This window comes from Massilia frigida (assembly GCF_011682175.1).
Taxonomy (GTDB): domain Bacteria; phylum Pseudomonadota; class Gammaproteobacteria; order Burkholderiales; family Burkholderiaceae_D; genus Telluria_A; species Telluria_A frigida.
This window is the reverse complement of sequence record NZ_WHJG01000015.1, coordinates 55,052-79,233: the sequence shown is the minus strand read 5'-3', so window position 1 is coordinate 79,233 and position 24,182 is coordinate 55,052. Positions and strand designations below refer to the sequence as shown.

Genomic DNA, 24,182 nt, shown 5'->3' with positions numbered 1-24,182 from the left:
GGTTAATGGGAAGCGTGGCGCACGGCTTCGACGACAATGGTGCCGTCGGCGCTGCCCAGATGGGCGCCAAACAGCGCCTGGCCGTCCGGACCGGTCACCGTCACCGGCTGGTCCACATGCGAATCGAGACGGATGACGTCGCCCACGGCGAGGGTCAGCAACTGGCTGACATCGACCTCGACCTGGCCCAGCGATACCGACAGCGTCACCGGCATATAGCCTAGCACGCCACGCAAATCGGTACGCACCGGCAGCGCCAGTTTTTGCGGCGCGGGCAAGTCCAGGCAGGCATGATTGAGCACGCACAGCATCGATTGCTCGGCGATGCGCAGCGCCACCATCACGGCACCGCTGGCGCTCCGGAACAGGCGCGCCGGGGGTGCGGCCGTGCCGCTGTCGGCAGGCGCGCGCACGCCCGGCGCGGCGGCCGCAGCCAGGGCATCGGCCAGGGCGGCGCATGCCTCGGCGGCGCTTTGCGCGGCCAGCGAGGCGCCACCCGGTGCGTCCGGCGCATGGCGCTGGTCCGGGGCGAACATCCGTGCCTGCAGGGCCCGTGCCAGCTGGTCCGGCCAGCCGATCCACACGGCTTGTTCGGCTTGGGCATAATGGCGCTGCCATTGGCCGGGACGCAAGGCAGTCGTGTCCCATGCACGCGCGCAGTCGAGCGCGCAGGCGCTGCGCTCGACGCCCCAGGCGCCGGCCCAGGCATCGAGCATGGCGTTGCAGCGCTGTTCGAGCGCGGCCAGGGTGCTGGCCCCCAGCAGAGAGTACGGGCTGACCTGCATGCTTACTTCCTCATGTCGAGCAGGGTCTGGATCATCTCGTTGCTGACGCTAACGATCTGCGATGAAGCTTGATAGCCGCGCTGCATGATGATCAGATTGCTGAACTGCTGGGACAGATCGACGTTGGCGCCTTCGACCACGCCGGCGCCGATCGTGCCGAACAGGCTGGTGCCCGCCTTGCCGATATGGGCAGTGCTTTGGGTGGTGAACTTATTGCCGCTGATTTCATCGAGCGACTCGATGCGGTCGAAATTGGCCAGGGCAATGTTCACCCCCTTGACCGCTTCGCCGTTCGAGTAGTTCAGCGTCAGGACGCCGTCGGCATCGAAGGTCTGGCTGCGCAGCGAACCGATCGCGAAGCCATCGACATTGCCCGACTTGAGCGATGACGAGCTGCCGTTGGTAACCGAGGTGACGCCGCTCGAAAAATCGAGCTTGACCGACATCGGTGCCATGCCCTTCGGCGTGAAATTGAGCTGGACGGCGTTGGCGGTGATTTGCGGGCTGCCTGTCGTGCTGAACTGCAGCGGACCGGTACCGACCACGGTGCCGGTCTCGTCCTTCGCCGTCACGGTCCAGTTGTTGCCGGTGGCGGGCGGGACGGACGCTGTCTTGCTGAACGTCAGCGCCAGGGTATGCTGGCCGCCGGCGGCATCGAAGATATTGACCGGGCCGACCGTGACATCGGCGGTCGCGTTGGCCGACAGATTGCCGTCGAACTTGATCGAGGTGGTCGCCTTGCCGGCATTGTTCTGCAAGCCAGACAGCGAGATATCCTGCAGCATGCCGCCCGGACCGAGGCCGGCCACGCGCGACTTGCCGTCCGAGCTCACCAGGATACCGTCGGCATCGAACTCGAACTGGCCTGCCCGGGTATAGGTCGTGGTATCGCCATCGCGCAGGATGAAAAAGCCGAGGCCGTTGATGGCCAGGTCGAGCGGACGGCCGGTCTGGTTGATCTGGCCCTGGCTGAAGTTGACGCGGGTGTCGAGCGTGTTCAGGCCGGAACCGGTGCCGGTACCATTTTGCGCACCTTCCTGGCTGAACAAGCTGGCGAATTGCTGGTCGACGCCCTTGTAGCCGGGCGTGTTGATATTGGTCAGGTTATTGCCGATCACCTGCAGACCCTTGGAGTAGCCGATCAGGCCCGACATCCCGGTATTGATAGTATTGATCATGAAAGCGCTCTCTTATTGTGCGGAAGTGATTTGGTCCAGGGTAACGCCGGTGAATACGGCGCCGTTGGTCTGGGTGATGGTCAGCTGCGCCTGGCCGGACACGAACTGGATGGCCGAGACCCGGCCGGTGACGCTCGGCCCGCCATTGGCACCGCCGCTGCCGACCCCGACGTTTCGGCCGAGCAGGCCCACCGACTGGGTGACGGCTTGCTGTTCGAGCATCTGGTCGATCTTGGCATTGAGCTGGGTGCTCTGCTCGAGGGTGGAAAACTGGGCCAGCTGAGCGACGAATTCCTGGTTGTCGAGCGGCTTGAGCGGGTCCTGGTTGGACAGCTGGCTGGTCAGGATTTTCAAGAACTCCTGCAAGTTCAGATTGTTGACTTGGCCCGGGCCGCTGCTGCTGGAAATCGCCATGGTGTTGCTCCTCTGGTGTACTGCTGTGTTTGATCTGGATGATCTGGACTAAGGCGCTTGCTCGCCTGGCCCGGATGGGCCGGTATTCAGGTGCGCGTATGCCGCCGCCGCGATGGCTACTTCCGGTGCACCGCCGGCGCCGGCGCCAGCGCGGTCTTCTTGCCGTTCAAGGTCAGCGCATTGAGGGTCAAGCCTTCCGCCTGCATTTCTTTTTTCAGGGCGTACGCCAGCGCGTTGGCCTGGAACTGCGACAGTGCGGCGTCGCGGATCCAGGCTTGCACGCCCTCGCCATCGTGAAACAGATGCATGCTGCGCAAGGCGTACGGCAGCTCGTCGGCCGCGCTCTCGCCGCCGCTGGCCGGCGCTGCTGCGGGCGGCGCCTCGGCCTGTTCGGCGTGCTCTTGCGTCATCGGTGAGCGCGCCCCCTGGCGCGCCAGCGGTGGTGCAGCCACGGCAGCGCTGCGCGCCGCGCCAGCCGGGCCCGCCGGCTCGGCGGCGCCGCGCATAGCGGGGTTGGCCATCAAGGCGGCGCCTGGCATGCTGCCGGCGGCGGCGGGCGCCAGCGCAGCGGCCGCCAGGGGCGGCGCGGCGTGGATGCCATGCGCCTCCGGCGCCGCCAGCCCCATCGTCAGCAGACCGACGTGGGCCAGTTCCGCAGTGGCGGGCGCGGCCTGCACCCGCCACTGGCCGCCAGCCACGGGCGCCGGCGGCGTCGTTGCCGGCACCGTGCCGCCTTGCACGGCCGGGCCGGCGTACTGCCCGGGCACTGCCGGCGCCAGCGCGTCCGCGCCAGCCGTGCCGCCCCGCTCTTCGCGCGCGTGGCTGGCGTCATTGTCGGCCTGCTTGCGCGACGGATGGGGCGGCGCCATGTCGATGCCTGCGTCGCCAGCGGCCTGCGGTGCGCCGCCCTGCGCGGGCTGCGCCTCGCTCGCGGCCGCTTGCGGGCGGTTGCCCAGCGCGGCCCGTTCCAGCTCCTGCAGCCAGGCGCAGGACTTGGCCAGGCCGCCCTTGCCCATGAAACCGGCCCCGGCAACGCTGCCGAACCGGCTTACCGCATCAAAACTGTTGCTCATGTTTTTCTACTCCGTGGTCATGACCGGTACCGTGCAAGGTGGACCAGTGATCGTCCGCAGCCTTGAACTGCGCGCTATTTTCTTCTTTGCGAAACTCGGCGAACATCTTGTCGCGATGCTCCTCGACCGCCTCCACCCCGCGCTGTTCGGCCACGATGCGCTCGATTAGCTGGTCGCGTTCGCTGGCCGCCAGCGCGATTTCCTCGCCCTTGCGTTGGGCCTGTCCGCCCAGTTGGCCCAGGTAGGCAATGACGGTGGCAAAACCATCGACGTTAAAGTTCCCCGCCACCTTTGACTGCTGGTGCCAGGCCTGGTTGACCGCCGCGCTTTCGTGCTCGATGGCGCGGCGTTGCTGCTCCAGCTCGGCCAGGCTGGCATTGCGTTCGCCCAGCTCCAGCTTGAGGGCGTCGAGTGCCCAGGTACGCGCGAGCAGCACCGGTTGCAGCGCATACCGAAAACGCTTGCTCATGCCGCCCCCCCCGCCATGATGGTACGCAGCAGTGTCAAGGCTTCACGGCGCGTGCTCGATTCGTGCACCGACTGGCGCAGCACGTCGCGCACGGCGGGGAACAAGTCCATGGCCCGGTCCAGCGCCGGATTGCTGCCGGCCCGGTAGGCACCCATCTCGACCATCTGGCGGTTGCGTTCGTACACGGCCAGCAGTTCGACCACGGCCGACATCAACTTCTGGTCGTCGCGCGTGGTCAGGTCGCCGGCCAGGCGGCTGATGCTCTGCAGCACGTCGATCGCCGGAAAGTGGCCTTCGTGGGCCAGCTGGCGCGAGAGCATGATGTGGCCGTCCAGGGTGGCGCGCAAGATATCGGACACCGGTTCGTTAAAATCGTCGCCTTCCACCAGCACGGTGTACAGCGCGCTGATCGAGCCGCCCGAGTCGCTCGTGCCGCAGCGCTCGCACAGGGCGGGAATGTCGGAAAACACCGAGGGCGTGTAGCCGCGCGCGGTGGGCGGCTCGCCCGCGGACAGGCCGATTTCACGGCGCGCCATGGCAAAGCGGGTTACCGAATCCATCATCAGCAGTACCTGGCGGCCCTGGTCGCGGAAATACTCGGCGATCGAGGTGGCCGCATAGGCGGCGCGCGTGCGCACCAGCGCCGGCTGGTCGGACGTGGCCACCACCACTACGCTGCGCTTGATGCCTTCCGGGCCGAGGTGTTTTTCGATGAACTCGCGCACTTCGCGACCGCGCTCGCCGATCAGGGCGATGACATTGACATCGACCTTGACGTCGCGCGCCAGCATGCCCAGCAAGGTACTCTTGCCGACTCCGCTGCCGGCGAAAATACCCATGCGCTGCCCGCGCCCGAGCGGCAGCAGACCGTCGATGGCGCGGATGCCGGTTTCGATCAGGGTGTCGATGCGCGGACGGGTCAGCGGATTCATCGGCACACCGTACAGTTCGCGGTGATACGCCGCCTTGGGCGGCGCGCCGCCGTCGAGCGGCAGGCCGAAGGCATCCACGGTGCGTCCCAGCAGCGCGTCGCCAACCGGGGTGCGCGCCACTCTGCCCGTGGCCAGTACTTCATTGCCGGCGCCGATGCCGCGCGGCTCGCCGTACGGCATCAGGATCACGCGGCCCGATCTCAATCCGACCACCTCGGCCAGCAGCGGTTCCTGGTCCATGCCCTGGCTGATCTCGCAGATTTCGCCGATCGTCGCGCCCGGACCGGCCGACTCGATGCTCTGGCCTGAAATGCCGACCACGCGGCCGGTACGGCGCGCGAGCGGCACATTGCTCACGGCATCGAGGTAGGCGCGCATCATGATGCTTCCTGCTTGTGGGCGTGCGCGCGGCGCACTTTCAGCAAGGCGTCGCGCACGCTGCCGAGCTGGGTGTCGAGGCGCGCATCGAGGGTGCCGCCGTTGCCGTCAACCAGGCAGCCGCCGATCCGTACCGAGGCATCGGCGCGCAGGTCGAGCCCAGCATCCAGGCTGGCGACCTCGAGCGCGGCGGCGGCTTGCGTCAGCAGCGCATGATCCTGCGGGTGCAGGCGCACCACCAGATGCTCGGTCTTGTGCTTGAAACTGGCCAGGGTCTGCGCCACCATGCCGGCGACCGCGTCGCGCCCGGTGGCAACCATGCCGATCATGCGGCACAGGGCGGTGTACACGATCTCGACGCTGTCGTCCTGGGCTTGTTCGAGCACCTTGGCGCGATTCTGGCTGAGCGCCAGGCCGAGTGCGCCGATGCGTTCGAGCTGGTCATGGATCGCCTTGCGCGCTTGCGCTTCGCCACGCTCCAGGCCGGCGGCATAGCCGCGCTGCTCGGCCACGGCCAGGGCGTCTTGAAGTTCCTTGTCCATGCGCAGGCGGTGGGCTTGCTCGCGCTGCGCCACCAGGGCCAGCGCCTCGTCGGTGGCCTTGGCCACGGCGGCGCGCACGGCTTCCTGGTCAAGCGCGAGGCTGGCCGCCGCCACCGGGGCGAGCGCGGCGACCGGCGCCGCCGGCTGCACCGGCAGCACGGCCGCCCTGGGCACTACGGCCGCCTGCCCTGCCGGCACTGGCGCCGCCTCGGCCTTGACTGCCTTGACGCGGCGCAACTGGCGCGTGCCCGAGGAAATCGTGGGGGTGCGAATGATCGGCATTAGTTGCTCCTCATGGTCGGAGGAGTGCTGAAGCGCGCCAGCAGCGCGCGCAGGCCGCCGCCGCGCGGATTTCTGGCGGACGAGGCCGGCGTGGGCGCTGCCTGTTCCAGGCGGGCGGCCACGGCCCCGAGCAGGAATGCGGCGCGCGCCGGCGCGGCCACGGGCGCGGCCAGCGCGGCGCGGATCTTGTCTTGCCTGGCCGGCGCGAACAGCGCCAGGCAAGGCTCGCCCCAAACCCAGCGCTGCATCCCCAGCACCTGGGCAATCAAGGCGTTCGGCTCGTCTTCAAGCAGGGCGAACATCTGGGCCGAGGTGGCGCGCGCCATCCGTTCGGACGGGTTCAGGCCGGCGCCGCCCGGAGCCGGCGGCGCGCTGCCGAGCGCATCTTCCAGGCTCGATGGATCGCTGGAAAATCCCAGTTCGTCCAGCTCGGCCAGGCAGGCAAGCAGCTCGGTCCGGTCGGATCCGGGCAGCGCATCGAGAATATAGCCGCGGTCCTGCGCGCCCAGGCCATGCAGGGCGACGGCGGCGCGCCGGTAACCGCTCATGGCCGCTCCCACAGGCCGCCATTGACAGCCGGCTCATGCTTGGTGTCGATCCACTGGCGGACCTGAAGCAGCAGGCGCTCGCGTTCCTCGACCGTCAGCGTGGCGGTGGCGGGCGGCTGGGCGCGGCGCAGGATTGCCCATACCAGCAGGGCCAGCATGATCAGTGCGGCAGCGGCCCAGACCAGCTCGGGCGGCACGGCCGGGCGTGCGCGCGCGAGGGCCGGCGTCAAGGCTTGCTGGTCCGCTGCGGCGGCCGCAGCCGCGGCGCGGTCGATGGCATGCTTGTCGCCGGCCGCGCTGCCCAGGGTCGTCATCGAATGAATGATGATCGCGTCGCCGCGCTCGCTGTTCAGGCCCACCGTCAGGGCGACCACTTCCTTCAGTTTTTCCATCTGGTAGTCGCTCAGCGGATTCCTGACCACCACCGCCACCGTCAGGCGGCGCGTGGCGCCCGGCGTCGTCACCGACTGGGCGACCCGGCGTCCGACCTGGTAGTCCGCTTCGGTCGAGCCGCTCGAGAGGCTCTCGCCGCTGCGCGCGCCTGTGGCGCTGGCGCCGCCGCTGGCGGCCGCGTTGTCGCGCACACTCTGGCGCGAGCGCACTACCACCCCGGTCGGGCTGCCTTCCTGGGTGCCGGAACGGGCCGGCAACACTTCTTCGGTCGTCACCCGGCTCTGGTCGAGATTGAGCAGGACATCGACGGTGGCGATGGTTTCGCCGGCGCCGAAGGTGGCGTCGAGGACTTTGGCCAGTTTGCGCGTCAGGTAGTCGTCGGCGCCGCGTTTGGCGTCGAGCATGGCCGATGCGCTTTCGGTGGCCGCTTCGCCACCGCCGTTGCGCGTGAGCGCCACCCCGTGCTGGTCGAGCACGGTGACATCGGCCGCCTGGATATCCGGCACCGATGCCGCCACCAGGCGCTGGATGCCGCTGACCTGCTCGGCCGCCAGCACATGGTTGGGCTTGGTGACGACGGTGATCGATGCCTTCGGCTTGGTGGTGGTCTTCTTGAACAGGCCCTGCTCCGGCATGGCCAGGTGCACGCGCGCCGAGGCGATGCCGTCGATCGACAGGATGGTACGCGTCAGTTCGCCCTGGATCGCGCGCTGGTAGTTCACCTTCTGGACGAATTCGGTCATGCCGAAATCGGCATTGTTGAACACTTCGAAGCCGACCGCGCCATGCAGCGGCAAGTCCTTGCCCATCACCTTCAGGCGCGTCTTGTAGACCAGGTCGCGCGGGACCAGGATAGTGTTGCCGCCGTCGGCCAGCTGGTATGGCACTTTCAGCCGGTCCAGCTCGGCCGTCATGGCCGCCGCGTCGGGTGCGGCGACGTCGGAGAACAAGACCTGGTAGTCGGGCCGGTAGGCCCAGACGGCGATCCCCACGGCCAGGCCGGCGATCAGGGTCACGCCCACCACCAGGCCGGTTTTTGCCCGCGTGCTCAAGGCTTGCCAATTTTCAGTCACAGATGCCACTTTTCACTCTCTCCCTAAACTTGCATGCGCATGACGTCCTGGTACGCTTCGAGCAAACGGTTGCGTACCTGGGCCAGCAGCTGGAATGACAGACGCGCTTCTTCCAGATGGATCATCACGTCATGCAGACTTTGTTCCCCGCCCAGCGCGACTTGTTTGACCTCGTTTTCGGCGCCGATCATCATCGTGTTGACGGCCCCCACTTCCCTGGCGAACCAGGTCTGGAACGGTGCTGCCGCCGTCTCGGGTCCGCTGGGGCCGCTGGCGCCGGTGCTGCCGAACAGGGCGTCGGCCGCGGCCGGCCCGGCGGTGTCCACGCCCGGGAGCGCCGTCAGTGCCGTGATGGCCTCAAGCGTCATGACTGGCCTCCGATTTCCAGTGCGCGCGACGCCATCGTCTTGGCCGCCTTCAGGGCCACCACGTTCGCTTCATAGGCGCGCAAGGCGCTCAGCATCGTCATCATTTCGGACGTCTGGTTCACGCCCGGATAGGCCACGAAGCCCTTGGCGTCGGCGTCCGGGTGGGCCGGCTCGAACACCATGCGCGGCGCCACCTCTTGCGGCGCGATGCTGGCCACTTCGGCGCCGCCGGCGGCGATGTGCCCCATCTGCTCCGAAAACGTCAGCGGCACGGCGCGCGAAATGACTTGCAGCGGCCGGTACAAGGCCTTGCCGGCGCCGGCCGTGCTGTGCATATTGGCCAGGTTGGCGGTGCTGACGTCGAGGCGCAGTTTCTCGACCGCCATGCCGCTGGCGCTGATCTGAAACAGGCTGTGTTGATCCATTATGATTTCCCGTCGGTAATGGCGGTCCGCAGGTTCGCGTAGTGCCGGCTCAGCATCTTGAGCAAGGTCTGATGCTGCAAAGTGTTTTCGGATAAATGCGCAATCTCCATTTCGAGCGAGACGGCGCCGCTGTCGGCCGCTGCCATGCGCGGCTGCAGGTCGGCCAGCATGGACGGGGTGAGCGGGCGCCCGGCCTGGACTTCGGCGCGCGCCTGTGCCAAGCTGCCCTCGAAGCTCACGCCGAGCGCCTGGTAGCCGGGCGTGTTGACGTTGGCGATATTGTGCGCGATGGCCTGGTGGCGCATGCTTGTCGCGTCGAGCGCGACGCCGATGATGGCGCTGATGTTCTGGTCGAATTGGATAGGCATCCTGGGCGGCTTTCTGGGGTCGGTTCGGGGTTGGGCAAGCGTTATTGGACGATCAGCTCGGCATGCAGCGCGCCGGCGGCCTTGACCGCGCGCAGGATCGAGATGATGTCGCGCGTATTGGTCTTGATGCGGGTCAGCGCCTGCACCAGGTCGGCCACGGTGGCATTATTGGGCGCCACGTAACCGGTCTCGCGCCGCTCTTCCACGCTGACCCGGCTGTTAGAGAAGCTGGCGGTACGGATCGCTTCGCCCGGACGCACCAGCATGTCCGGCTGCGAAACGGCGTTGTCGGTGACGATCGACACCTTCAGGTCGCCCTGAGAGATGGCCACGCGCGAAATGCGCACGTCGCCGCCCGAGACCACGGTGCCGGTACGTTCGTTGATGACGACCTTGGCGCGCCGGTCCGGCTCGACCCGCACGTTTTCGACCATGGTCAGGAAGTCGGTCAGGCGCTTGCGGCGCGCTTCCGGCACGTGGATCTCGACCCCGGCCGGGTCGCTGGCATCGGCCACCTCGCTGCCCATCTGGGCATTGATGGCCGCGGCGATGCGGCTGGCGGTGGTGAAGTCCGGCTCGGCCAGCACGAAGGTGATGGTATTTTGCGCGCTGAGCAGTTTACTCGTCACGCCCAGCTCGATCGTGGCGCCGTTCGGCACCGCGCCGACGGTCGGGTGGTTCATCTGTACCACGTTGCCGTTCATGTCGTAGCGGTAGCCGCCGACCGTCACGGCACCCTGCCCGAGCGCGTACACGCGCCCGTCCGGCCCCTTGAGCGGGGCCGCCATCAGGGTGCCGCCGACCAGGCTGCGGGCGTCGCCGACCGAGCTGACGCTGATGTCGAGCTGGTCGCCCTCGCGCGCGAACGGCGGCAGGCTGGCCGTGATCATCACGGTGGCCACGTTGCGGCTCTGGATATCCTCGGCGGAAACGGCGATGTCGAAGCGCGAGAGCATATTCGCCAGCGACTGGCGCGCGCTCTTGCTGCGCCCCGAGTCGCCGGTGCCGGCCAGGCCGGTCACCAGGCCGTAGCCGGTCAGCGCGTTGTCGCGCCAGCCGGCGATCTTGCCCATATCCTTGATGCGGATCGCCTGCGCATGGCAGCTCGCGCTGAACACGCAGGTGAGCGACAGCAGGGCCAGAAACATCGTGTTCTTCATTTTCATCACAGTCCAAACCACGTCAATACCTGCTGCCACCAGCCCGGTCTTTGTTTATCCGACAAGTCGCCGGCGCCCACGTAACTGATCTTGGCATCCGCGATGCGGGTCGAAAATACGACGTTGGTGTCGCTCAGGTCCTGGGTGCGGATGCGTCCCTCGACCCGGATCTGCTGGCGTTCGTTATTCACTTCCAGCAGTTGCTCGCCGGCCACCAGCAAGTCGCCGTTGTCGGTGATGTCCTTGACGATCACGGTGATTTGCGCCAGTACCTTGCCCTCGCGCACGGTCTGGCCGCGGCCATCCATATTGTTGTTGGTCTGGATGCCGACCCCGCGCGATTTGTGCGGCAGGTCGACTTCGGCATTGATGTTGGCGTTGCGCCGCGCCGTCGTGTTGGCGGTGCTGGTCGCACTGGCATTTTCGACGACCATGATGGTCACCAGGTCGCCGCGGCGCCGCGCCTTCTGGTCCGAGGCGAGCGCCTTGTAGCTACCCTCCTTGTACAGGCTGGTCGCCTGGACGGTGGCGCTCAACATGGCACTTGCGCACAGCAATCCCAGGGCCTGGCCGAGCCGCCACATGAGATATTTGCTCGTTATACACTTGCTGATTAAATACTTATTCATAAGATACCTATCCATCATTTTCCTTCCGCCTGTACCAGGCCGGCACCAAGCACGCGCGCGCTGATCGCTTCCATGCCCGCCTCGGGCTTGACCCGGACCAGCTGTCCCATTCCGCCATCCTGTTGCGCCACGGCGCGCGTCTCGATCGACACGGCGCCCTCGGCCAGGACCAGCCGGACCGTGTCGCCGCGGTACACCAGGCCTTGCTGCGCCACATGAGCGAGCAGCACTACCTGGCCGCGCGCCACCGCCTTCACCGTGCGCGCCGACGGCGCCAGCTGGGCTACCGGCAGCATGCTGTCGGCCACTTGCACCACGTCTTCGGGCCGCTGTTCCACATCGTTCGGACCGAGCACCGTGCCGGGCGCCAGATCGCGCCGCGCCACGTAGGCCATGCGGGTCAGCTTGACCGTGAACGGCACCAGCACCGAACGCACCGGCTTGCCGCCCACCGCGACGTCCACATACACCGCCTGGCGCGCGCGCAGCTGCGTGGGGTCGACGATGCGGGTCGACAGCACCGGCTCGCCCAGCGGCAGGGCCAGGTCGGGCACATTGCCGGCCACGCGCAGTTCGGCGTCCGCATACCTGCCGCCCAGATGCTGGCGCAGGGCTTCGCTGGCGGCGCGCTGCAGCGCGTCGGCGCCGAGCTGGCGTTCGGCCGCGCGCACCTTGACCGCGCGCGCGCCGCTCCAGGCCAGCGTGGCGCCGGCCGGCAGCGCGCGCGCATGCATCAGGCGTTCGAGTTCCGCACGCGCATACTGTTCAACGGCGCCGACCCGCGGCGCCGGGCCGACCCGCAGGGCTTCGAGGGCGTTCTGGAGGGCGGCGTCGGCGGCGGCCACCGTCAGCAGGTCGGCCAGTACGATCTCGGCCCCCCTGACGGTGGCGTCGGCGCGCAAGACCAGCTGTACCGGCGCCGCGGCCCGGGACAGCAGCGGCAGCGCGCAGGCCGCCAGCAGGGTCAAGGCGCGCAGGCGCGGCCGCAGGGAAAGAATCGACATGGCTGGGCGCTCGCTTATTTGCGCAGGTTGTTGCTCATGGCGAGCATTTCATCGGACGCCTGGATCACCTTGACGCTCATTTCGTAGGCGCGCTGGGCCGTCATGAGGTTGACCATCTCGTTGATCATGTTCACGTTCGACATTTCGGTGAAGCCTTGCGCCAGGGTGCCGACCCCATTTTCGCCCGGACGCCCGAAAATCGCTTCGCCCGACTTGGCCGACGGCTTGTACAGGTTCTGGCCGAGCGGCGTCAGGCCGGTCGGATCGGCGAAGGTGGACATGTCGATGCTGCCGACCTCGGAAACGCCGTTTTGGCCATTGGCCCGGACCATGACCTTGCCGTCGGCCATGATGGATACCGACTTGACGTCGCTGCCGATATGGATGCCCGGTTTAAGCATATTGCCTTCCGGGGAACTGAGAAAACCGTCGGCATTGACCTGCAGCGCGCCGCCGCGCGAATACGCGCGGGTACCGTCGGGCAGGCTTACTTCAAAGAAGCCGGCGCCGCTGATGGCCACGTCGAGCATGCCGTCGGTCTTTTTCATTTCGCCCATGCTGAACTGCTGCGACATCGACAGCACGCTCACGCCGGTGCCGTGGGCAGCGTTGGACGGCGCCAGGCTGAGCGCTTCAGCGCCCGCCGGCTGGCCCATGCGGTAGACCATGTCCTGGAAATTGACGCGGCCGGTCTTGAAGCCGGGCGTGGTCAGATTGGCCAGGTTGTTGGCGATGGTATCCAGATTTTTTTGCTGGGCCTGCATGCCTGTGGCAGCGATATACAGTGAATCATTCATGATGCTCCTTAGAACTCCCCGAGTTTGCTGACTGTTTTTTGGAATACATCTTCATAGCCTTGCGCGACCTTGATCATGGTCTCGAAATGGCGCAGGGTTTCGGTCAGGCGGATCATTTCCTGCGGCGAGCTGACATTCGAATTTTCAAGAAAGCCGCTGCGCACCCGCGCCACGCCGGTCTGGTCGGCCACGCTGGCGTCGCCCTGGGCCAGCAATCCATTACCCATCGGCAAGAGTGCCTGCGCATTATTGAATTGGACCAATTTAAGCTGTCCGACGGTCTGGCCGCCCTGCCTGATCTTGCCGTCGGCCTCGACCGAAAACGGTCCGGGCGCCAGCACGATCTCGCCGCCCAGCCCGACCAGGGCGCGGCCGTCGCCATTGCACAGGCGTCCGCGCGGGTCGACCTGCAAGGTGCCCTGGCGCGAATAGGCGGTGCCATGCTCGGTGGCGACCTCGAAATAGCCATTGCCCTCGATCGCGATATCCATCGGATTGGCGGTGGCGCGCAAGGTGCCGGCGCTGGTGTCGAGCACGCTTGCACTGCTGGCGTAGGCCGGCGCCGCGGCCCCGCCCATCAGGTCGGCGAACGCACGGCTCACCGGGATGGCCCGCTTGTAGCCGGGCGTCATCACGTTGGCCAGATTCTGGCTGATGCTATCCATCCGCTGCAGATCGTTCTGCATGGCGATACCGGCAATTGTTAGCGCATCCATGTCAAGCTCCCTCCCGGTTTATATTATCTCGTGCAATCTGGTTCATCGCGCCACGGCCTCGGCCAGGTTGATCGACCCGAAGGACTTGAGGTTGACGCTGTTCGGAATTTCCGCCAGCGACAGAATGCGCATGTGCGGAATGACGCGCTCGGACAGCGCGCGCACATGGCGCCGCAGGTCAGGCGAGCACAGCAGCACAGGCATCATATTGTTCTTCATCATCCGTTCCGACTGCGCCATCAGGCGCGCCAGCAGTTGCTCGGCAAATTTGGGTTCGACCACCAGGCGGCTGTTGGCGTCGGCCGCGCGCACGCTTTGCATCAGGCTGTGCTCGATGGTGGGATCGAGGGTCAACACGTTGAGCGCACTGCCCTCGCCCATCAGCGACTGGCAGATGGCGGGCCCCAGCTTTTGGCGCACGATTTCGGTCAGCAACACCAAATCCTTGGTATTGCGTCCATTGTCGGCCAGGGTTTCGGTGATCGCTTCCAGATTGCGGATCGAGACCTTCTCGCGCAACAAGTTTTGCAAGACTTTCTGGACATCGCCCAGGGACATGACCGTTGGAATCAAGTCCTCCACCAGGCCAGGCTGGACGGTGCGGACCCGCTGCAGCAGGCGCTCGGTCTCGGTGCGGGTCAGCAGCATGGCCGATTGCTGCTTGAGCACTTCGCTCAAATGGGTGATGAAGACGGTGGCCGGATCGACCAGGGTGTAGCGCGCCTTGCGTGCCGCCTCTTTTTCGCCATCTTCAATCCACACGGCCGGCAGGCCATACGTCGGTTCACGCGTTTCGATGCCCTGCACGCCCTTGGAATCGGCCCCGCCCTGGATCGCCAGGGTGCGCTCCATCATGATTTCGCCCTTGCCGGACTGCACACCGAACACATTGAGCTCGTAGGAATTCGGCCCCAGCTGGGACGAGTCGCGGAAACGCACGCGCGGCAACACCATGCCCGACTCGAGCGCGTACTGCTTGCGGATGGCGCTGATGCGGTCGGTGAAGATGGTCTGTTCCTTGAACAGGTGCGCCAGGCTGGTGCCGACCATCACTTCGATCGGGTCGACCTGCAGCATGTCGTAGGCGCTTTCCTCTTCCTCATCCTTTTTCTCGTCAGCCTCGGCCTCGGCGCCGGCGCCGTTGCGGGCGGCGCGGCGGATCAGCAACAGCACGCCGATCAGCATGGCCATGATGACCAGCACCGGCAGCATGGGGATGCCGGGCATCAACAAGATGCCACCCAACACCACGACCACCATCAGGATCGTCTTCGGGAAGGAGGTCAGCTGGCGCAGCACTTCATTGCTGAGGTTACCGTCGGAAGCCGAGCGGGTGACGATCAGGCCGGTACTGACGGCGATCACCAGCGCCGGGACCTGGGTCACGATGCCGTCACCCACGGTCAGCAGGGAAAACGTTTGCAGAGCCTGGCCCCACGGCATGCCTTGCTGCATCACGCCAATAATCAAACCGCCGACCAGGTTGATCAGCATGATGATGATGCCGGCGATGGCATCGCCCTTGACGAATTTGCTGGCGCCATCCATCGCGCCGTAAAAGCCCGATTCCTTTTCCAGGGCCTTGCGGCGGCGCTTGGCTTCTTCCTGGTCGATGAAACCCATGTTCAGGTCGGCATCGATACTCATCTGTTGACCGGGCATGCTGTCCAGCGTAAAGCGGGCGGCCACTTCCGACACGCGCTGGGCGCCGTTGGTGACGACCACGTACTGCACCACGACCAGGATCAGGAATACCACCAGGCCGATGACGTAATTGCCGCCGACGACAAAGGCGCCGATGGCGCCGATGACGTGGCCGGCGTCGGCGTCGGTCAGGATCAGGCGGGTGGCGGCCACGTTCAGCGAGAGGCGGAACAGGGTGGCGATCAGCAGCAGCGAGGGAAAGGTGGAAAACTCGGCCGGCTTGGCGATATAAAAGGTCAACAGCAGGATCAGCAGGGCGAAGCTGAAATTGGTGATGATCAAAAAGTCCAGCAGGCCAGCGGGGATAGGCGCGAACAGGACCGCCAGCACGCCGACCACCAGTGCGACCATGATCAGGTCGGTGTTATTGCCGAAAAACTTGCTTAAGCCCTTCATGTGCGCACTCCCGCGGTGCGCAGGCGCGCCGCGCGCATGGCCTGGACCCAGACCATGATCTTGGCCAGCTGCGGATACAGCTTTTCCGGAACGTATTTATCGAACCCGACTTCACGGTACAGGGTTCTTGCCAACAATTTGTTCTCGACAATCGGAATATGGTGGCGACGCGCAACTTGGCGCATCTTCAGTGCAACTTCGCCGGCGCCCTTGGCGATCACATGGGGAGCGCTATTGGCACCGTGCTTGTAGCTCAAGGCCACGGCCAGGTGGGTTGGATTGGTGATCAGCACATCGGCTTCGGCGACACTGCCCAGGGCCTTGCTGCGTTTGAGCATTTCCTGGCGCAGTTCGCGGATCCGGCTACGGATGCGCGGGTCGCCTTCGCGGTTCTTGTGTTCGTCGGTGACATCACGCTTGCTCATGCGCATGCGCTTGGCGAATTCCCACCGGGAAAATACCAGGTCGATCAGGGCGATCGCGAGCAAGGCCAGCAACAGCTTGACCATCAGCCCGGCCGCCAGGTCGAGCATGATGCGCGCGTAAGCCTTCGGGTTCAGGCCCGTCAAGCCCACCAGGCCGGGAATCAGGTCGACGATGACGAGCCAGGTGATCAAGCCAAGCACGATCAGCTTGATGATGCTTTTGACCGACTCGTACACCGTCCGCATCGAAAAAATCCGCTTGATACCGGTCACCGGGCTGATCCGGTTAAGGTCGGGTACCAGTGGATGCATTGTAAAGATGGGACCGGTCTGTGCCACGTTGGCGGCCACGGCGGCGATCGCAAGTGCCAGGAACAGGGGCGCCAGCACATACAGCATGCCCATGGCCAGGTTCGCCAGCAGCACCGACACCGCGTCGAGCTGCCAATTCATGCGCCCTACCTGGGCCAGCATGTCGAGCTGAAGGCGCATGGTCTGCTTGAAACCATCCCAGGCGACCGCGTACACGCAGGCCGTCATTGCGGCGAGCACGGCCATGGCGGTGAAATCGGGACTCTTGGCCACCGATCCTTTTTTGCGCGCTTCCTCCAGCTTATGCGGGGTTGCGTCTTCGCTCCGATTCGAATCCTGCTCAGACATGTAACAACACCTGCTCCCAATAACTGAAAATAGCGGAATAAATCCGTCCCATCGATGCACCAACGGTGCTGATCGTCATCGCCAGCAATGCCAGCGCGGCCACGATTTTCACCGGAATACTGACCACAAAGACATTCATCTGGGGCAGTACCCGCGAGGTCATCGCAAATCCCACTTCCACCAGCACCAGACAAAACATGACGGGCGCAATCAGCGCCACGCCCAGCGAAAACATCAGGCCGAACTGGCGGATCACGGTCTCGACCGGCCAATTCGCCAAACCCGCGCCGGGCGCCACCTGCTGCACCGAAAACGCAATTCCGCGCATTAAGGCGTGGTGACCTTCCATGCTGAAAAATACGGTCACGCCCAGCATGTTCAGCATCATCGAAAACAGCGGCGACCCGGTCCTGGTGACCGGATCGAATACACTGCCGATTCCAAATCCGCTTTGAATATCGAGTATTTTCCCGGCCACGGAAAACGCACCAAAGGCGGCCAGCGCGCCAAAACCCAGGGTCGCCCCGACGACCACTTCGGCCAGGGCCGCGCCGACCAGCGCCGCCATGTTCACGGGCGCCGCCAGGGCGCCCGCGCCCAACTGCGGGGCCATGACCACGCTCAACGCCAGAGTGAACAGGACGCGCAGCACGACAAATTTATCCAGTCCGGTAAACATCGGCATCATGATAAACAGGGTCCCGATGCGCAGCCATAGCAAAAACACCGTCGCTACCCATGCCGGGTCGATATCCAGCGTCATCACTTGCGCCGGTTCTTAAAGATAATTGGGAATATTACGGATCAGGCTAGCCGAAAAACCCAGCAGCCGGTTCAGCATCCACGGGCCGAATGCCACCAGCACCAGTACCGCCGCAATAATCTTCGGTATATAGGTGAGCGACATCTCCTGGACCTGGGTTACCACCTGCAGCACACTGACCGCCAGGCCCACCACCAGCGTAATGCCCAGCAGCGGGGCGGAAATCAACAGGGCGTTCCACAGCAAATCGGCGAGCAGTTGTACAGCAACGTCAGACTTCACACCAGACTCCCCCGAAACGCGATTAGGATCAATGCACCGACACCACAGCGAGCATGTTGACGCGTTTAAACATGGGGGAGTTTATAGACCTATTTTTTGACTGTCAAAGCAATAAGTATAAAACGTTGGAAACTAAGACACATAAGTCCACGGGTTCAGGTTGTTTTTTTGCAATTATTCGCAAGCGCCGTAAATTGGGTGAGAAACGTGCTAGAGTTGCAGCACTAAAGCCTCATCATGGGCCTTGCACGAATGTTATCTTTTTTTCATCATCGCCCGTACCCGCCCTGCAACCCACCATTCCCGCCCCAACATGACAGCAGCATCCTTCGCCACGCTTGACCAGTCGGAACTGATCCACCTTGCCCTTGAAGCCGACCGGCTCGGCAATTCCGGTGCTTCCCTCACCTATCTGAAGGAAGCGGTCACGCGTCCCGACGCCACGGCGCCCGCCCACCTGCTGCTTGGCGCCGGCTATGCCCAGCTGCAGATGTACGACCGCGCCGCCGCCGAGATGGAATCGGCACTGGCGGTCGATCCGAGTTTCGCCATCGCGCGCTTCCAGCTGGGGCTGCTGCAACTGACCAGTGGCGATGCCGAGCGCGCCATGAACACCTTGCTGCCTTTGCAAGAGCTTGGCGAGCAGCACGCCCTGGGCCAGTTCGGCAGGGGCTTGATCCACCTGATGCGCAACGAATTCGGTCCTACCCTGGCGTGCATGGCCCAGGGCATGCTGCTCAATACCGACAATCCGGCGCTCAATGCCGATATGCAGCAGATCGTCGACAAGGTCAACGCCCTGCCGCCCGACGCCCTGGCCGCAGCGCAGCCGGCTCCGACCGGCGAAGCCGAGGGGGCGGCCGCCGCGGCGCCGGCCGAAGAAACGGCGCTGGCCGCCGACGACCAGGTCGCCAATCCGATCTTCCTGTCCGCCTATACCAGCGGCGGCAAGCCCTAAGCCGGCAGCGCGTTTTTAAGCGGCTTCACCAGTCAGGCGCGTCATGCCCTCTTCCATCGGCTCGGTCAGCCAGCTCGTTGCGGTAATCCGCTCGCAGCTGGCGCCGCGCGTGGAGCTGAGCGGACCAGGCCCGGCCCGCGCCAGCGTGCGCGCGGCCCCGCGCCGCGCTGTTGGGTCCGCGCGCGGCCAGCTCGAAGCGGCGATCGGCACGCGCATCAACAGCATCGGACGCGACGATCCCCAGCGCGGGCGCAAGGCCTTCCGCATTTTTCTCGAATCGATTTTATTGTTCCATCTGGGCGAACACCTGATGAACGATCCGCGCTTTTACCAGCTGGTCGACGATGTTCAGGGAGCGATGGAGTCGGACGCCGAGCTGGGCGTGATGATCGACAAGGCGATTGCCCATCTGACCACGGCGCCGCGCTAGGCGCGGCGCCCCCGGTTCAGGCGCTGCGCGCCTTGCGCAGACGGCCCACGGCCAGCAGCGAGAGGGCGCCGCCGAGCAGCATCCAGACCGTTGCCGGTTCCGGCACGGGCGAGATTTCGCTGACGGCGATGTTGTCGAGCACCAGGTGCGCGCTCTCACCCCCGTTGGCGCTGCCGATCGGTACGCCGCCCGCACCGTTGATGCTGATGCTGTCGATGTTGGTGAAATTGAAGGCAAACTGGCCTGACGTGGTCGATGCGAGCAAGGTCGACGAATGCGTCAGCACGCCATTGCGCCAGCCTTCGACCGTGACGCTTGCGCCATCGTACCAGGCCGACGCGATGCGGGCGCCAGTAAAATTGAATGCCGTGGCGCGCGCAAACGATACGCTGCCATCGTAGGCAACCAGGCTGACGTGATCGACCGTGCCGTTGTGGAAGCCGCCGCTGGTCGCAATCAGGCTCGTGACAAAACCAGGGCTGCCGCCCCAGATGAAGCCGGCATAGTCGGGCTCGAGATCGCCAGCGGTTTCATAGCCGGTGAACTGATCCTCGAAGGTGAGGATCGTGCTCTGGGCCTGGGCATTGCCGGCGGCGAGCGCCGCGAACATCAGGGCGCATGCACCATGCATGAGGGAGAGCTTGCGATTTGCCATACGATAGGACCTCGACAGAAATACAACGATAAGAAACGTGTAGCGCTATTGCTGCCTGCCGCTACGGCATGTGCAATGAAAACCGGGCAGAGAAATCGGCCACCGCTGGCGGCCATGACATCCCTGGAACATTCACTGCCAACTTGCTCAGAATATCATATAATCAACGTACATTGCAAGTTAGACATTTATACGCCTTGCAGCGCCGGCGCTGTTGTTGCCACTGCACCACAACCTAAGGTCTCCGCCAGGCCACATTTAAGGGAACTCATGACTGCCTCACGAAACATTTCCGACATCTTCGCCGCCGATGAATTACTCGCTCTGGCCCGCCTCGACGTCGAAAAAAACCAGCTCGATAGTGCACTGGAAAAACTTAAAAGCATCCTGGGCGGGCCAGATCCCGATCCGGAAGCGATATCGATGGCTGCCCGCGTGTATGCCCAGCTCGGCTTGTTCACACGTGCGCAAGACCTGTTCCGCCGCTACCTGGTGGTGCATCCCGGTTCGCTCAACGAGCAGTTCCAGCTGGCCATGACGCATATGAACAATAGCGAGCCGGCCGATGCGGAAGGCTTTTTCAATGCCATCCTCGCCAGCACCCCGACCCACCCCCCTGCCCTGTTCTACAGCGCCCTGCTGCTTTCGCAGCAAGGCAAGACCATGGATGCCAAGCGCAGCCTCGATATCCTGCTGCAGTCGGCGCCCGCAGATAACCTGTACGCGGGCCGCGGCAAGGAATTGCTCGAGTCGATCGATGCGGGCTTGCAGGCCAGTTTCCAGGATCAGCGCGATCAGGAAGCGGCCACCGGCAAGCCTTTATCTGGCGACACATACCAATAAACGCAGAGGCGGCCGCGTCTGGAATGAGGGCCGCGCCGGTGTTGCTCACGCGCCCGGCTGTATGCCGGCCGCGTGAGCAACGCGTTGTTGCTTCTCGTCAGCCGTCAGGCCATTCCAGGCGGCGTGACTGACCGGGCGAACGTCGATATCGATGAACCGCGCCGGCTCGGTAAATTCCCAATACGTGACGGTTCCGGTGCGGCAGCTGGGGCATCGCGGTTTCAATCCGATATGAAACGCCTGTCCCTGGCTGTCCGGGTCGCAGGCAAGCGGGCCGTAGACTGCCCATAACAAGGCGGTGCGCTTGCGCGCAGGCAGCGCGGCGACAGCGGGCTCTTCCTGCAGCAAGTGGTCGACCTCGTCAAACGTAGGGTCGGCGATGCCGTCGACGTAACGCAACTCGTCGTTGGCTTCGGTCCGCAGCAGAAATGTCCCATAATCGCTTCCCGGAATTTCAGGCGCATCGAACTGGTGCTGACATGCACCACATGTATAGTTTACTAACTGAAGCTTCATCTGTATCCGATCAAATTTTGCATACTGCCGCGTGTACCGGGGATAGCCATCCTTACGGTCTCTAACTATACCCTGATTCCGTGTCCCAAATTTGACCGTCGCTTTTCCGTCCGCAAAGCCGTCAATTTTTGCGGATTTCACGTCCCGATCGTGCCGCTGTTCACGGCTGTTGCGGCTTAATCGGCTCTAATCGGGCGCCTATGAATGAGCCCAGGCATGATTTCGGGCCAGTTTTGGTGTGTTAGCCCATGCGCTCTCCTTCCGGCACGCCAGAATCGAGAAGTTGCCCAGTCAATCGTTCCGTCTGCTGCCGCCTGCCGATCACGCCGCCCCCAGACGCGACAGACGCGCTTGCAGGGCGCAGAAGATGCCGGCGTGCATCTTAGCCGTGCGCCCGAAGTCAAGCACCAGTCGGCGCGCATGCTCGACGTATTTGGCCGCCCGGGACATGATTTCCTGCAGCACCGTTTTCAAACGACGACGTTTCGCGGGATGCCTGACCGGCGAGATCTCACCCGTCAAACCAAGCTGGCCGAGCAAGCGCAGGCAGTTATAGGCGAACATCGCCAGATGCATGATCGCGTCGTTGCTGTCGAACTTGCCCGACGGCAGACGTTCCATGTCGAGGTCTGTCTTGATCTCGGAGTGAAATTGTTCATGGGTGCCGTGGCGGCGATACAGCCGGATGATTTCCTCGGGTGCTGCATCCAAGCTGGTCCACCAGCCTTCGATCTCAACCTCCGGCTCGATCAGGTGCTGCCCCTTCTTGTCGATGCTACGCTCGGTGATCGACACGATCAGGCGCAAGGTCCGGCGTTCCTTGCCGTGGGCGCGCTCAAGCTGCTGCGACAGCAACGCGCAGCGTTTGCCGGGACGCGCCTCGCTGAAAGCATTGGCATGCTCGGCGCTCGCCACCCAGGCGGCCTTGTCCTGTTTGCGGGGATTCCACTTGATGACATAGTCCAGTTGCCGCCCCAGCGGCGCGAGCCGCTCGCGCTCGGCCTCGCATTGAAACAGCAATTTGGCGCTGTCGAAGCCGCTATCCTTGCGCAACAGTACAGGTCGGTCGGCAGCGAGCAGGCGCTCGAGCTTGCCGTAGACCCGCTCCATGAAGAAATGCGTCTCCGCTGCGCTGTGCTGTTTTCCCGGACGCAGTTCCAAACCGATGCTCCAGCCCTCGTTGCCCAGGTAGGCCGCGATCGGCGTGTAACCGTCGACGCCCTGGTAGGTGCGGCTCACATCCTCCTTCTTGGTGCCGCTGTTGTTCATGACGAAGGTGTCGATGTCGAGGCACACGTAGGCGCCGTCGGCTGTGATCGGCGCGCCAGTCCGCTCCAGCAACCGCAGGCTGAGCTCGTCGGTGTACTCGCGCACATCTCCCGCGATGGCATCAAGACGCGGGCGCAGCCACACGCTGCCGGGAACCTTGGACAGATTGAGCGCCTTCTTGAAGAAGCGGTCGTTGCGAAACGGTTCGATGGCTTCGAAATCGCTCTTACCCAAGCACAGCAGCGCGGTCATGCTCTTGGCGATGCCGGAGGTCTTCATGCCCTGCGATACCGGGAACCTGGAATCGAGAACCGCCTCGACTTGGGCGGCCTCAAAGCATTGGCCGATCAGGCCAAGCCCGGCGTGCGAGGTTAATTCCAGGTTGCGCGATTGCTTGACTTCAAAGCGTGGCATGATCAGTCGGGTGAAAGCAGGAAATGCAATATTCTACTTTGCAATCAATGCTTGATCAACTATTGCATGAGCTGGAACACGGACTCAGGAAATAGTTTCTGACGATTTGCTTCGGTTAAAAAGCGCGTGTCGAACGGCATCAGGTCCACTCCATCCGGGTTTGCCAATTTTCGCGCAACAGACTGTGTAAATTTTTGAAAAATCTTGTCAAAATAGGTATTAATTTCCTGGCTTGCACGGCCGAATCTGGCGTTAGTTTTAAACGTGCACCGGCATAATGTCCTGAATTCACGACGAAGTCGGCATTAGTGCAGCCCGGTGCGCGCGCAAGCCTACCTGCAAGGTAGTGTTCCATCTCCGCAACAGCACCAGCTTCTCCTGGCGAACGCGGCGCGGTCAGCGTCTTTTTTATTCAATCGCTTTTGCGCAGCCCTATCCACCGGAAGCCGTGCCGAAACGGTGGTCGGGCCATCTGGATTCATTTTAAACAGGGGCTGGTTAGCCGTCGCACCATTTGCCCCGTCGTGCGTCAATTAGTCGATTGCGCCTAAATTCGTCACATATCACGCCCCGCGGTCACGCGAAATTGACCGGTAATTTGAGGTTTCCTCAGGCTGAGTAGTTACGAATATTGAATTCAGCGCTTCTAACCATTTAATCCAATAGCTGTCCATGAATCTATAATGTCCCAAAATTTCAAATCCATCTTTGGCAGCTTATTACTCCACCAGATCATAGCGACGCACTCTTCTTTAGAAGTCGAAACATCAAGACAGACGTAACCGGACATTCCATTTGTAAAGAATGCGATCGTTGTATCGAGATTAACCGGAGCCTGACCAATTTCATCTAAAATACCCCAATCTTCGTCGGAAAGCACGAACAATTCCTCTGCGGGTAACAACCCCATGGAATGCGACGCCAAATAGAACCAACCGTCATGCACCGCATAGAAATCGCGAATACTTTGCGGGACACTTGGCCACAAAGAGTCAATTTTTGAATTGAATTTCCGACAAATTGGATTCTTTGCCTGATAGTATAAGATTCGATCTGTAGCACTAATTCCATATAGCAACGAATAAGAATCACCTTCTTTCAAAAGATCAACAGAAATTAGGCTGCTCTTCAATTTATCCGTGACTTCGGATAGCCCTTCACCAAATCTCTCCCATAAGGCAACGACATAAGAAATGCGCTCTTTCCCTTCCAACGAAAGGAGATCGATCCACTCCGCCGGAAGAGCCTCCATTCCTGATCCGGAATCGGAAAGCGCAACAATACTTGGGCTCGCACAATATTTCTCTAAATAATGAAGAAGTTCGGTGGTCAT

The 24,182-nt window shown here is 63.5% G+C and carries 27 protein-coding genes and 2 pseudogenes; 3 read left to right on the top strand and 26 right to left on the bottom strand.

All coding sequences use genetic code 11. The features are described from left to right. Window positions 1–2: 2 nt before the first annotated feature. The 21 genes and pseudogenes from F2P44_RS16310 to fliQ form a co-directional block, all read right to left on the bottom strand. Window positions 3–785, bottom strand: coding sequence for a FliM/FliN family flagellar motor C-terminal domain-containing protein (locus F2P44_RS16310; RefSeq protein WP_167088106.1), 783 nt, complete (start codon window positions 783–785; stop codon window positions 3–5). A 2-nt stretch (window positions 786–787) separates the two neighbouring features. Beyond that, a complete protein-coding gene (locus F2P44_RS16305) occupies window positions 788–1,963 on the bottom strand; it encodes a flagellar hook protein FlgE (protein ID WP_167088105.1) in 1,176 nt (391 codons plus the stop codon). 12 nt (window positions 1,964–1,975) lie between these two features. Beyond that, window positions 1,976–2,380 (bottom strand): annotated as a pseudogene (locus F2P44_RS16300) (flagellar hook assembly protein FlgD); the annotation flags it as partial. A 113-nt stretch (window positions 2,381–2,493) separates the two neighbouring features. Next, window positions 2,494–3,450, bottom strand: a complete 957-nt coding sequence (locus tag F2P44_RS16295; RefSeq protein WP_167088103.1) for a hypothetical protein — start codon at window positions 3,448–3,450, stop codon at window positions 2,494–2,496. Continuing rightward, window positions 3,434–3,919 (bottom strand): flagellar FliJ family protein, encoded by a 486-nt coding sequence (locus tag F2P44_RS16290; protein ID WP_167088102.1) that lies wholly within the window; start codon window positions 3,917–3,919, stop codon window positions 3,434–3,436. Before F2P44_RS16290 ends, F2P44_RS16295 begins: the two co-directional genes overlap by 17 nt. Beyond that, a complete protein-coding gene (locus F2P44_RS16285) occupies window positions 3,916–5,232 on the bottom strand; it encodes a FliI/YscN family ATPase (protein ID WP_223165047.1) in 1,317 nt (438 codons plus the stop codon). Before F2P44_RS16285 ends, F2P44_RS16290 begins: the two co-directional genes overlap by 4 nt. Continuing rightward, window positions 5,229–6,053 carry a FliH/SctL family protein gene (locus F2P44_RS16280; protein WP_167088101.1) on the bottom strand — a complete coding sequence of 275 codons (825 nt, stop codon included), beginning with the start codon at window positions 6,051–6,053 and terminating at the stop codon, window positions 5,229–5,231. The genes F2P44_RS16285 and F2P44_RS16280 overlap by 4 nt, the downstream gene beginning before the upstream one ends. Beyond that, window positions 6,053–6,601, bottom strand: coding sequence for a hypothetical protein (locus F2P44_RS16275; protein WP_167088100.1), 549 nt, complete (start codon window positions 6,599–6,601; stop codon window positions 6,053–6,055). The genes F2P44_RS16280 and F2P44_RS16275 overlap by 1 nt, the downstream gene beginning before the upstream one ends. After that, entirely contained in the window at window positions 6,598–8,067 is a 1,470-nt protein-coding gene (gene fliF / locus F2P44_RS16270) for a flagellar basal-body MS-ring/collar protein FliF (RefSeq protein ID WP_370662702.1), read from the bottom strand. The genes F2P44_RS16275 and fliF overlap by 4 nt, the downstream gene beginning before the upstream one ends. Window positions 8,068–8,090: 23 nt before the next feature. Next, the gene (gene fliE, locus F2P44_RS16265; RefSeq protein WP_167088098.1) at window positions 8,091–8,435 is read right to left on the bottom strand and encodes a flagellar hook-basal body complex protein FliE; all 345 of its coding nucleotides are present in this window, start codon (window positions 8,433–8,435) and stop codon (window positions 8,091–8,093) included. Then, entirely contained in the window at window positions 8,432–8,860 is a 429-nt protein-coding gene (gene flgC / locus F2P44_RS16260; RefSeq protein ID WP_167088097.1) for a flagellar basal body rod protein FlgC, read from the bottom strand. Before flgC ends, fliE begins: the two co-directional genes overlap by 4 nt. Next, a complete protein-coding gene (locus F2P44_RS16255; RefSeq protein ID WP_167088096.1) occupies window positions 8,860–9,228 on the bottom strand; it encodes a flagellar basal body rod protein FlgB in 369 nt (122 codons plus the stop codon). Before F2P44_RS16255 ends, flgC begins: the two co-directional genes overlap by 1 nt. A 41-nt stretch (window positions 9,229–9,269) precedes the next feature. Continuing rightward, window positions 9,270–10,394 (bottom strand): flagellar basal body P-ring protein FlgI, encoded by a 1,125-nt coding sequence (locus F2P44_RS16250; RefSeq protein WP_167088095.1) that lies wholly within the window; start codon window positions 10,392–10,394, stop codon window positions 9,270–9,272. Beyond that, window positions 10,394–11,017 carry a flagellar basal body L-ring protein FlgH gene (locus tag F2P44_RS16245; RefSeq protein WP_229423577.1) on the bottom strand — a complete coding sequence of 208 codons (624 nt, stop codon included), beginning with the start codon at window positions 11,015–11,017 and terminating at the stop codon, window positions 10,394–10,396. Before F2P44_RS16245 ends, F2P44_RS16250 begins: the two co-directional genes overlap by 1 nt. 14 nt (window positions 11,018–11,031) lie before the next feature. Further along, a complete protein-coding gene (gene flgA, locus F2P44_RS16240) occupies window positions 11,032–12,021 on the bottom strand; it encodes a flagellar basal body P-ring formation chaperone FlgA (RefSeq protein WP_167088094.1) in 990 nt (329 codons plus the stop codon). A 14-nt stretch (window positions 12,022–12,035) separates the two neighbouring features. Next, complete coding sequence (gene flgG / locus F2P44_RS16235; protein WP_167088093.1) at window positions 12,036–12,818, bottom strand: flagellar basal-body rod protein FlgG; 783 nt, start codon at window positions 12,816–12,818, stop codon at window positions 12,036–12,038. A gap of 8 nt (window positions 12,819–12,826) precedes the next feature. Continuing rightward, window positions 12,827–13,534 (bottom strand): flagellar hook-basal body protein, encoded by a 708-nt coding sequence (locus F2P44_RS16230; RefSeq protein ID WP_167088092.1) that lies wholly within the window; start codon window positions 13,532–13,534, stop codon window positions 12,827–12,829. A 42-nt stretch (window positions 13,535–13,576) separates the two neighbouring features. After that, entirely contained in the window at window positions 13,577–15,634 is a 2,058-nt protein-coding gene (flhA, locus tag F2P44_RS16225) for a flagellar biosynthesis protein FlhA (protein WP_167088091.1), read from the bottom strand. Next, window positions 15,631–16,719 (bottom strand): EscU/YscU/HrcU family type III secretion system export apparatus switch protein, encoded by a 1,089-nt coding sequence (locus tag F2P44_RS16220; RefSeq protein WP_167088090.1) that lies wholly within the window; start codon window positions 16,717–16,719, stop codon window positions 15,631–15,633. Before F2P44_RS16220 ends, flhA begins: the two co-directional genes overlap by 4 nt. Then, window positions 16,712–17,482: a flagellar biosynthetic protein FliR gene (locus F2P44_RS16215; RefSeq protein WP_167088089.1), complete on the bottom strand. Its 771-nt coding sequence runs from the start codon at window positions 17,480–17,482 to the stop codon at window positions 16,712–16,714. Before F2P44_RS16215 ends, F2P44_RS16220 begins: the two co-directional genes overlap by 8 nt. A gap of 15 nt (window positions 17,483–17,497) precedes the next feature. Next, window positions 17,498–17,764 (bottom strand): flagellar biosynthesis protein FliQ, encoded by a 267-nt coding sequence (fliQ, locus tag F2P44_RS16210; RefSeq protein WP_167088088.1) that lies wholly within the window; start codon window positions 17,762–17,764, stop codon window positions 17,498–17,500. Between the two features lie 313 nt (window positions 17,765–18,077). Between fliQ and F2P44_RS16205 the strand changes: the two genes are divergently transcribed. Further along, on the top strand, window positions 18,078–18,722 hold the full coding sequence (locus F2P44_RS16205) for a tetratricopeptide repeat protein (RefSeq protein ID WP_167088087.1): 645 nt from the start codon (window positions 18,078–18,080) through the stop codon (window positions 18,720–18,722). A gap of 43 nt (window positions 18,723–18,765) precedes the next feature. Next, on the top strand, window positions 18,766–19,152 hold the full coding sequence (locus F2P44_RS16200; protein WP_167088086.1) for a hypothetical protein: 387 nt from the start codon (window positions 18,766–18,768) through the stop codon (window positions 19,150–19,152). A 16-nt stretch (window positions 19,153–19,168) separates the two neighbouring features. Here F2P44_RS16200 and F2P44_RS16195 read toward each other — a convergent pair whose 3' ends face one another. Beyond that, window positions 19,169–19,807 carry a PEP-CTERM sorting domain-containing protein gene (locus F2P44_RS16195; RefSeq protein ID WP_167088085.1) on the bottom strand — a complete coding sequence of 213 codons (639 nt, stop codon included), beginning with the start codon at window positions 19,805–19,807 and terminating at the stop codon, window positions 19,169–19,171. A 270-nt stretch (window positions 19,808–20,077) separates the two neighbouring features. On the opposite strand from F2P44_RS16195, the gene F2P44_RS16190 reads away from it, so the two are divergent. Beyond that, entirely contained in the window at window positions 20,078–20,650 is a 573-nt protein-coding gene (locus tag F2P44_RS16190) for a tetratricopeptide repeat protein (protein WP_167088084.1), read from the top strand. Window positions 20,651–20,695: 45 nt separating this feature from the next. Here F2P44_RS16190 and F2P44_RS16185 read toward each other — a convergent pair whose 3' ends face one another. The 4 genes and pseudogenes from F2P44_RS16185 to F2P44_RS16170 form a co-directional block, all read right to left on the bottom strand. Further along, window positions 20,696–21,166, bottom strand: a complete 471-nt coding sequence (locus F2P44_RS16185) for a hypothetical protein (RefSeq protein ID WP_167088083.1) — start codon at window positions 21,164–21,166, stop codon at window positions 20,696–20,698. A gap of 321 nt (window positions 21,167–21,487) precedes the next feature. Beyond that, complete coding sequence (locus F2P44_RS16180) at window positions 21,488–22,849, bottom strand: IS1380 family transposase (RefSeq protein ID WP_167088082.1); 1,362 nt, start codon at window positions 22,847–22,849, stop codon at window positions 21,488–21,490. 59 nt (window positions 22,850–22,908) lie between these two features. Continuing rightward, window positions 22,909–23,249 (bottom strand): annotated as a pseudogene (locus tag F2P44_RS36575) (hypothetical protein). A gap of 246 nt (window positions 23,250–23,495) precedes the next feature. Then, window positions 23,496–24,182, bottom strand: a complete 687-nt coding sequence (locus tag F2P44_RS16170) for an SMI1/KNR4 family protein (protein ID WP_167088080.1) — start codon at window positions 24,180–24,182, stop codon at window positions 23,496–23,498.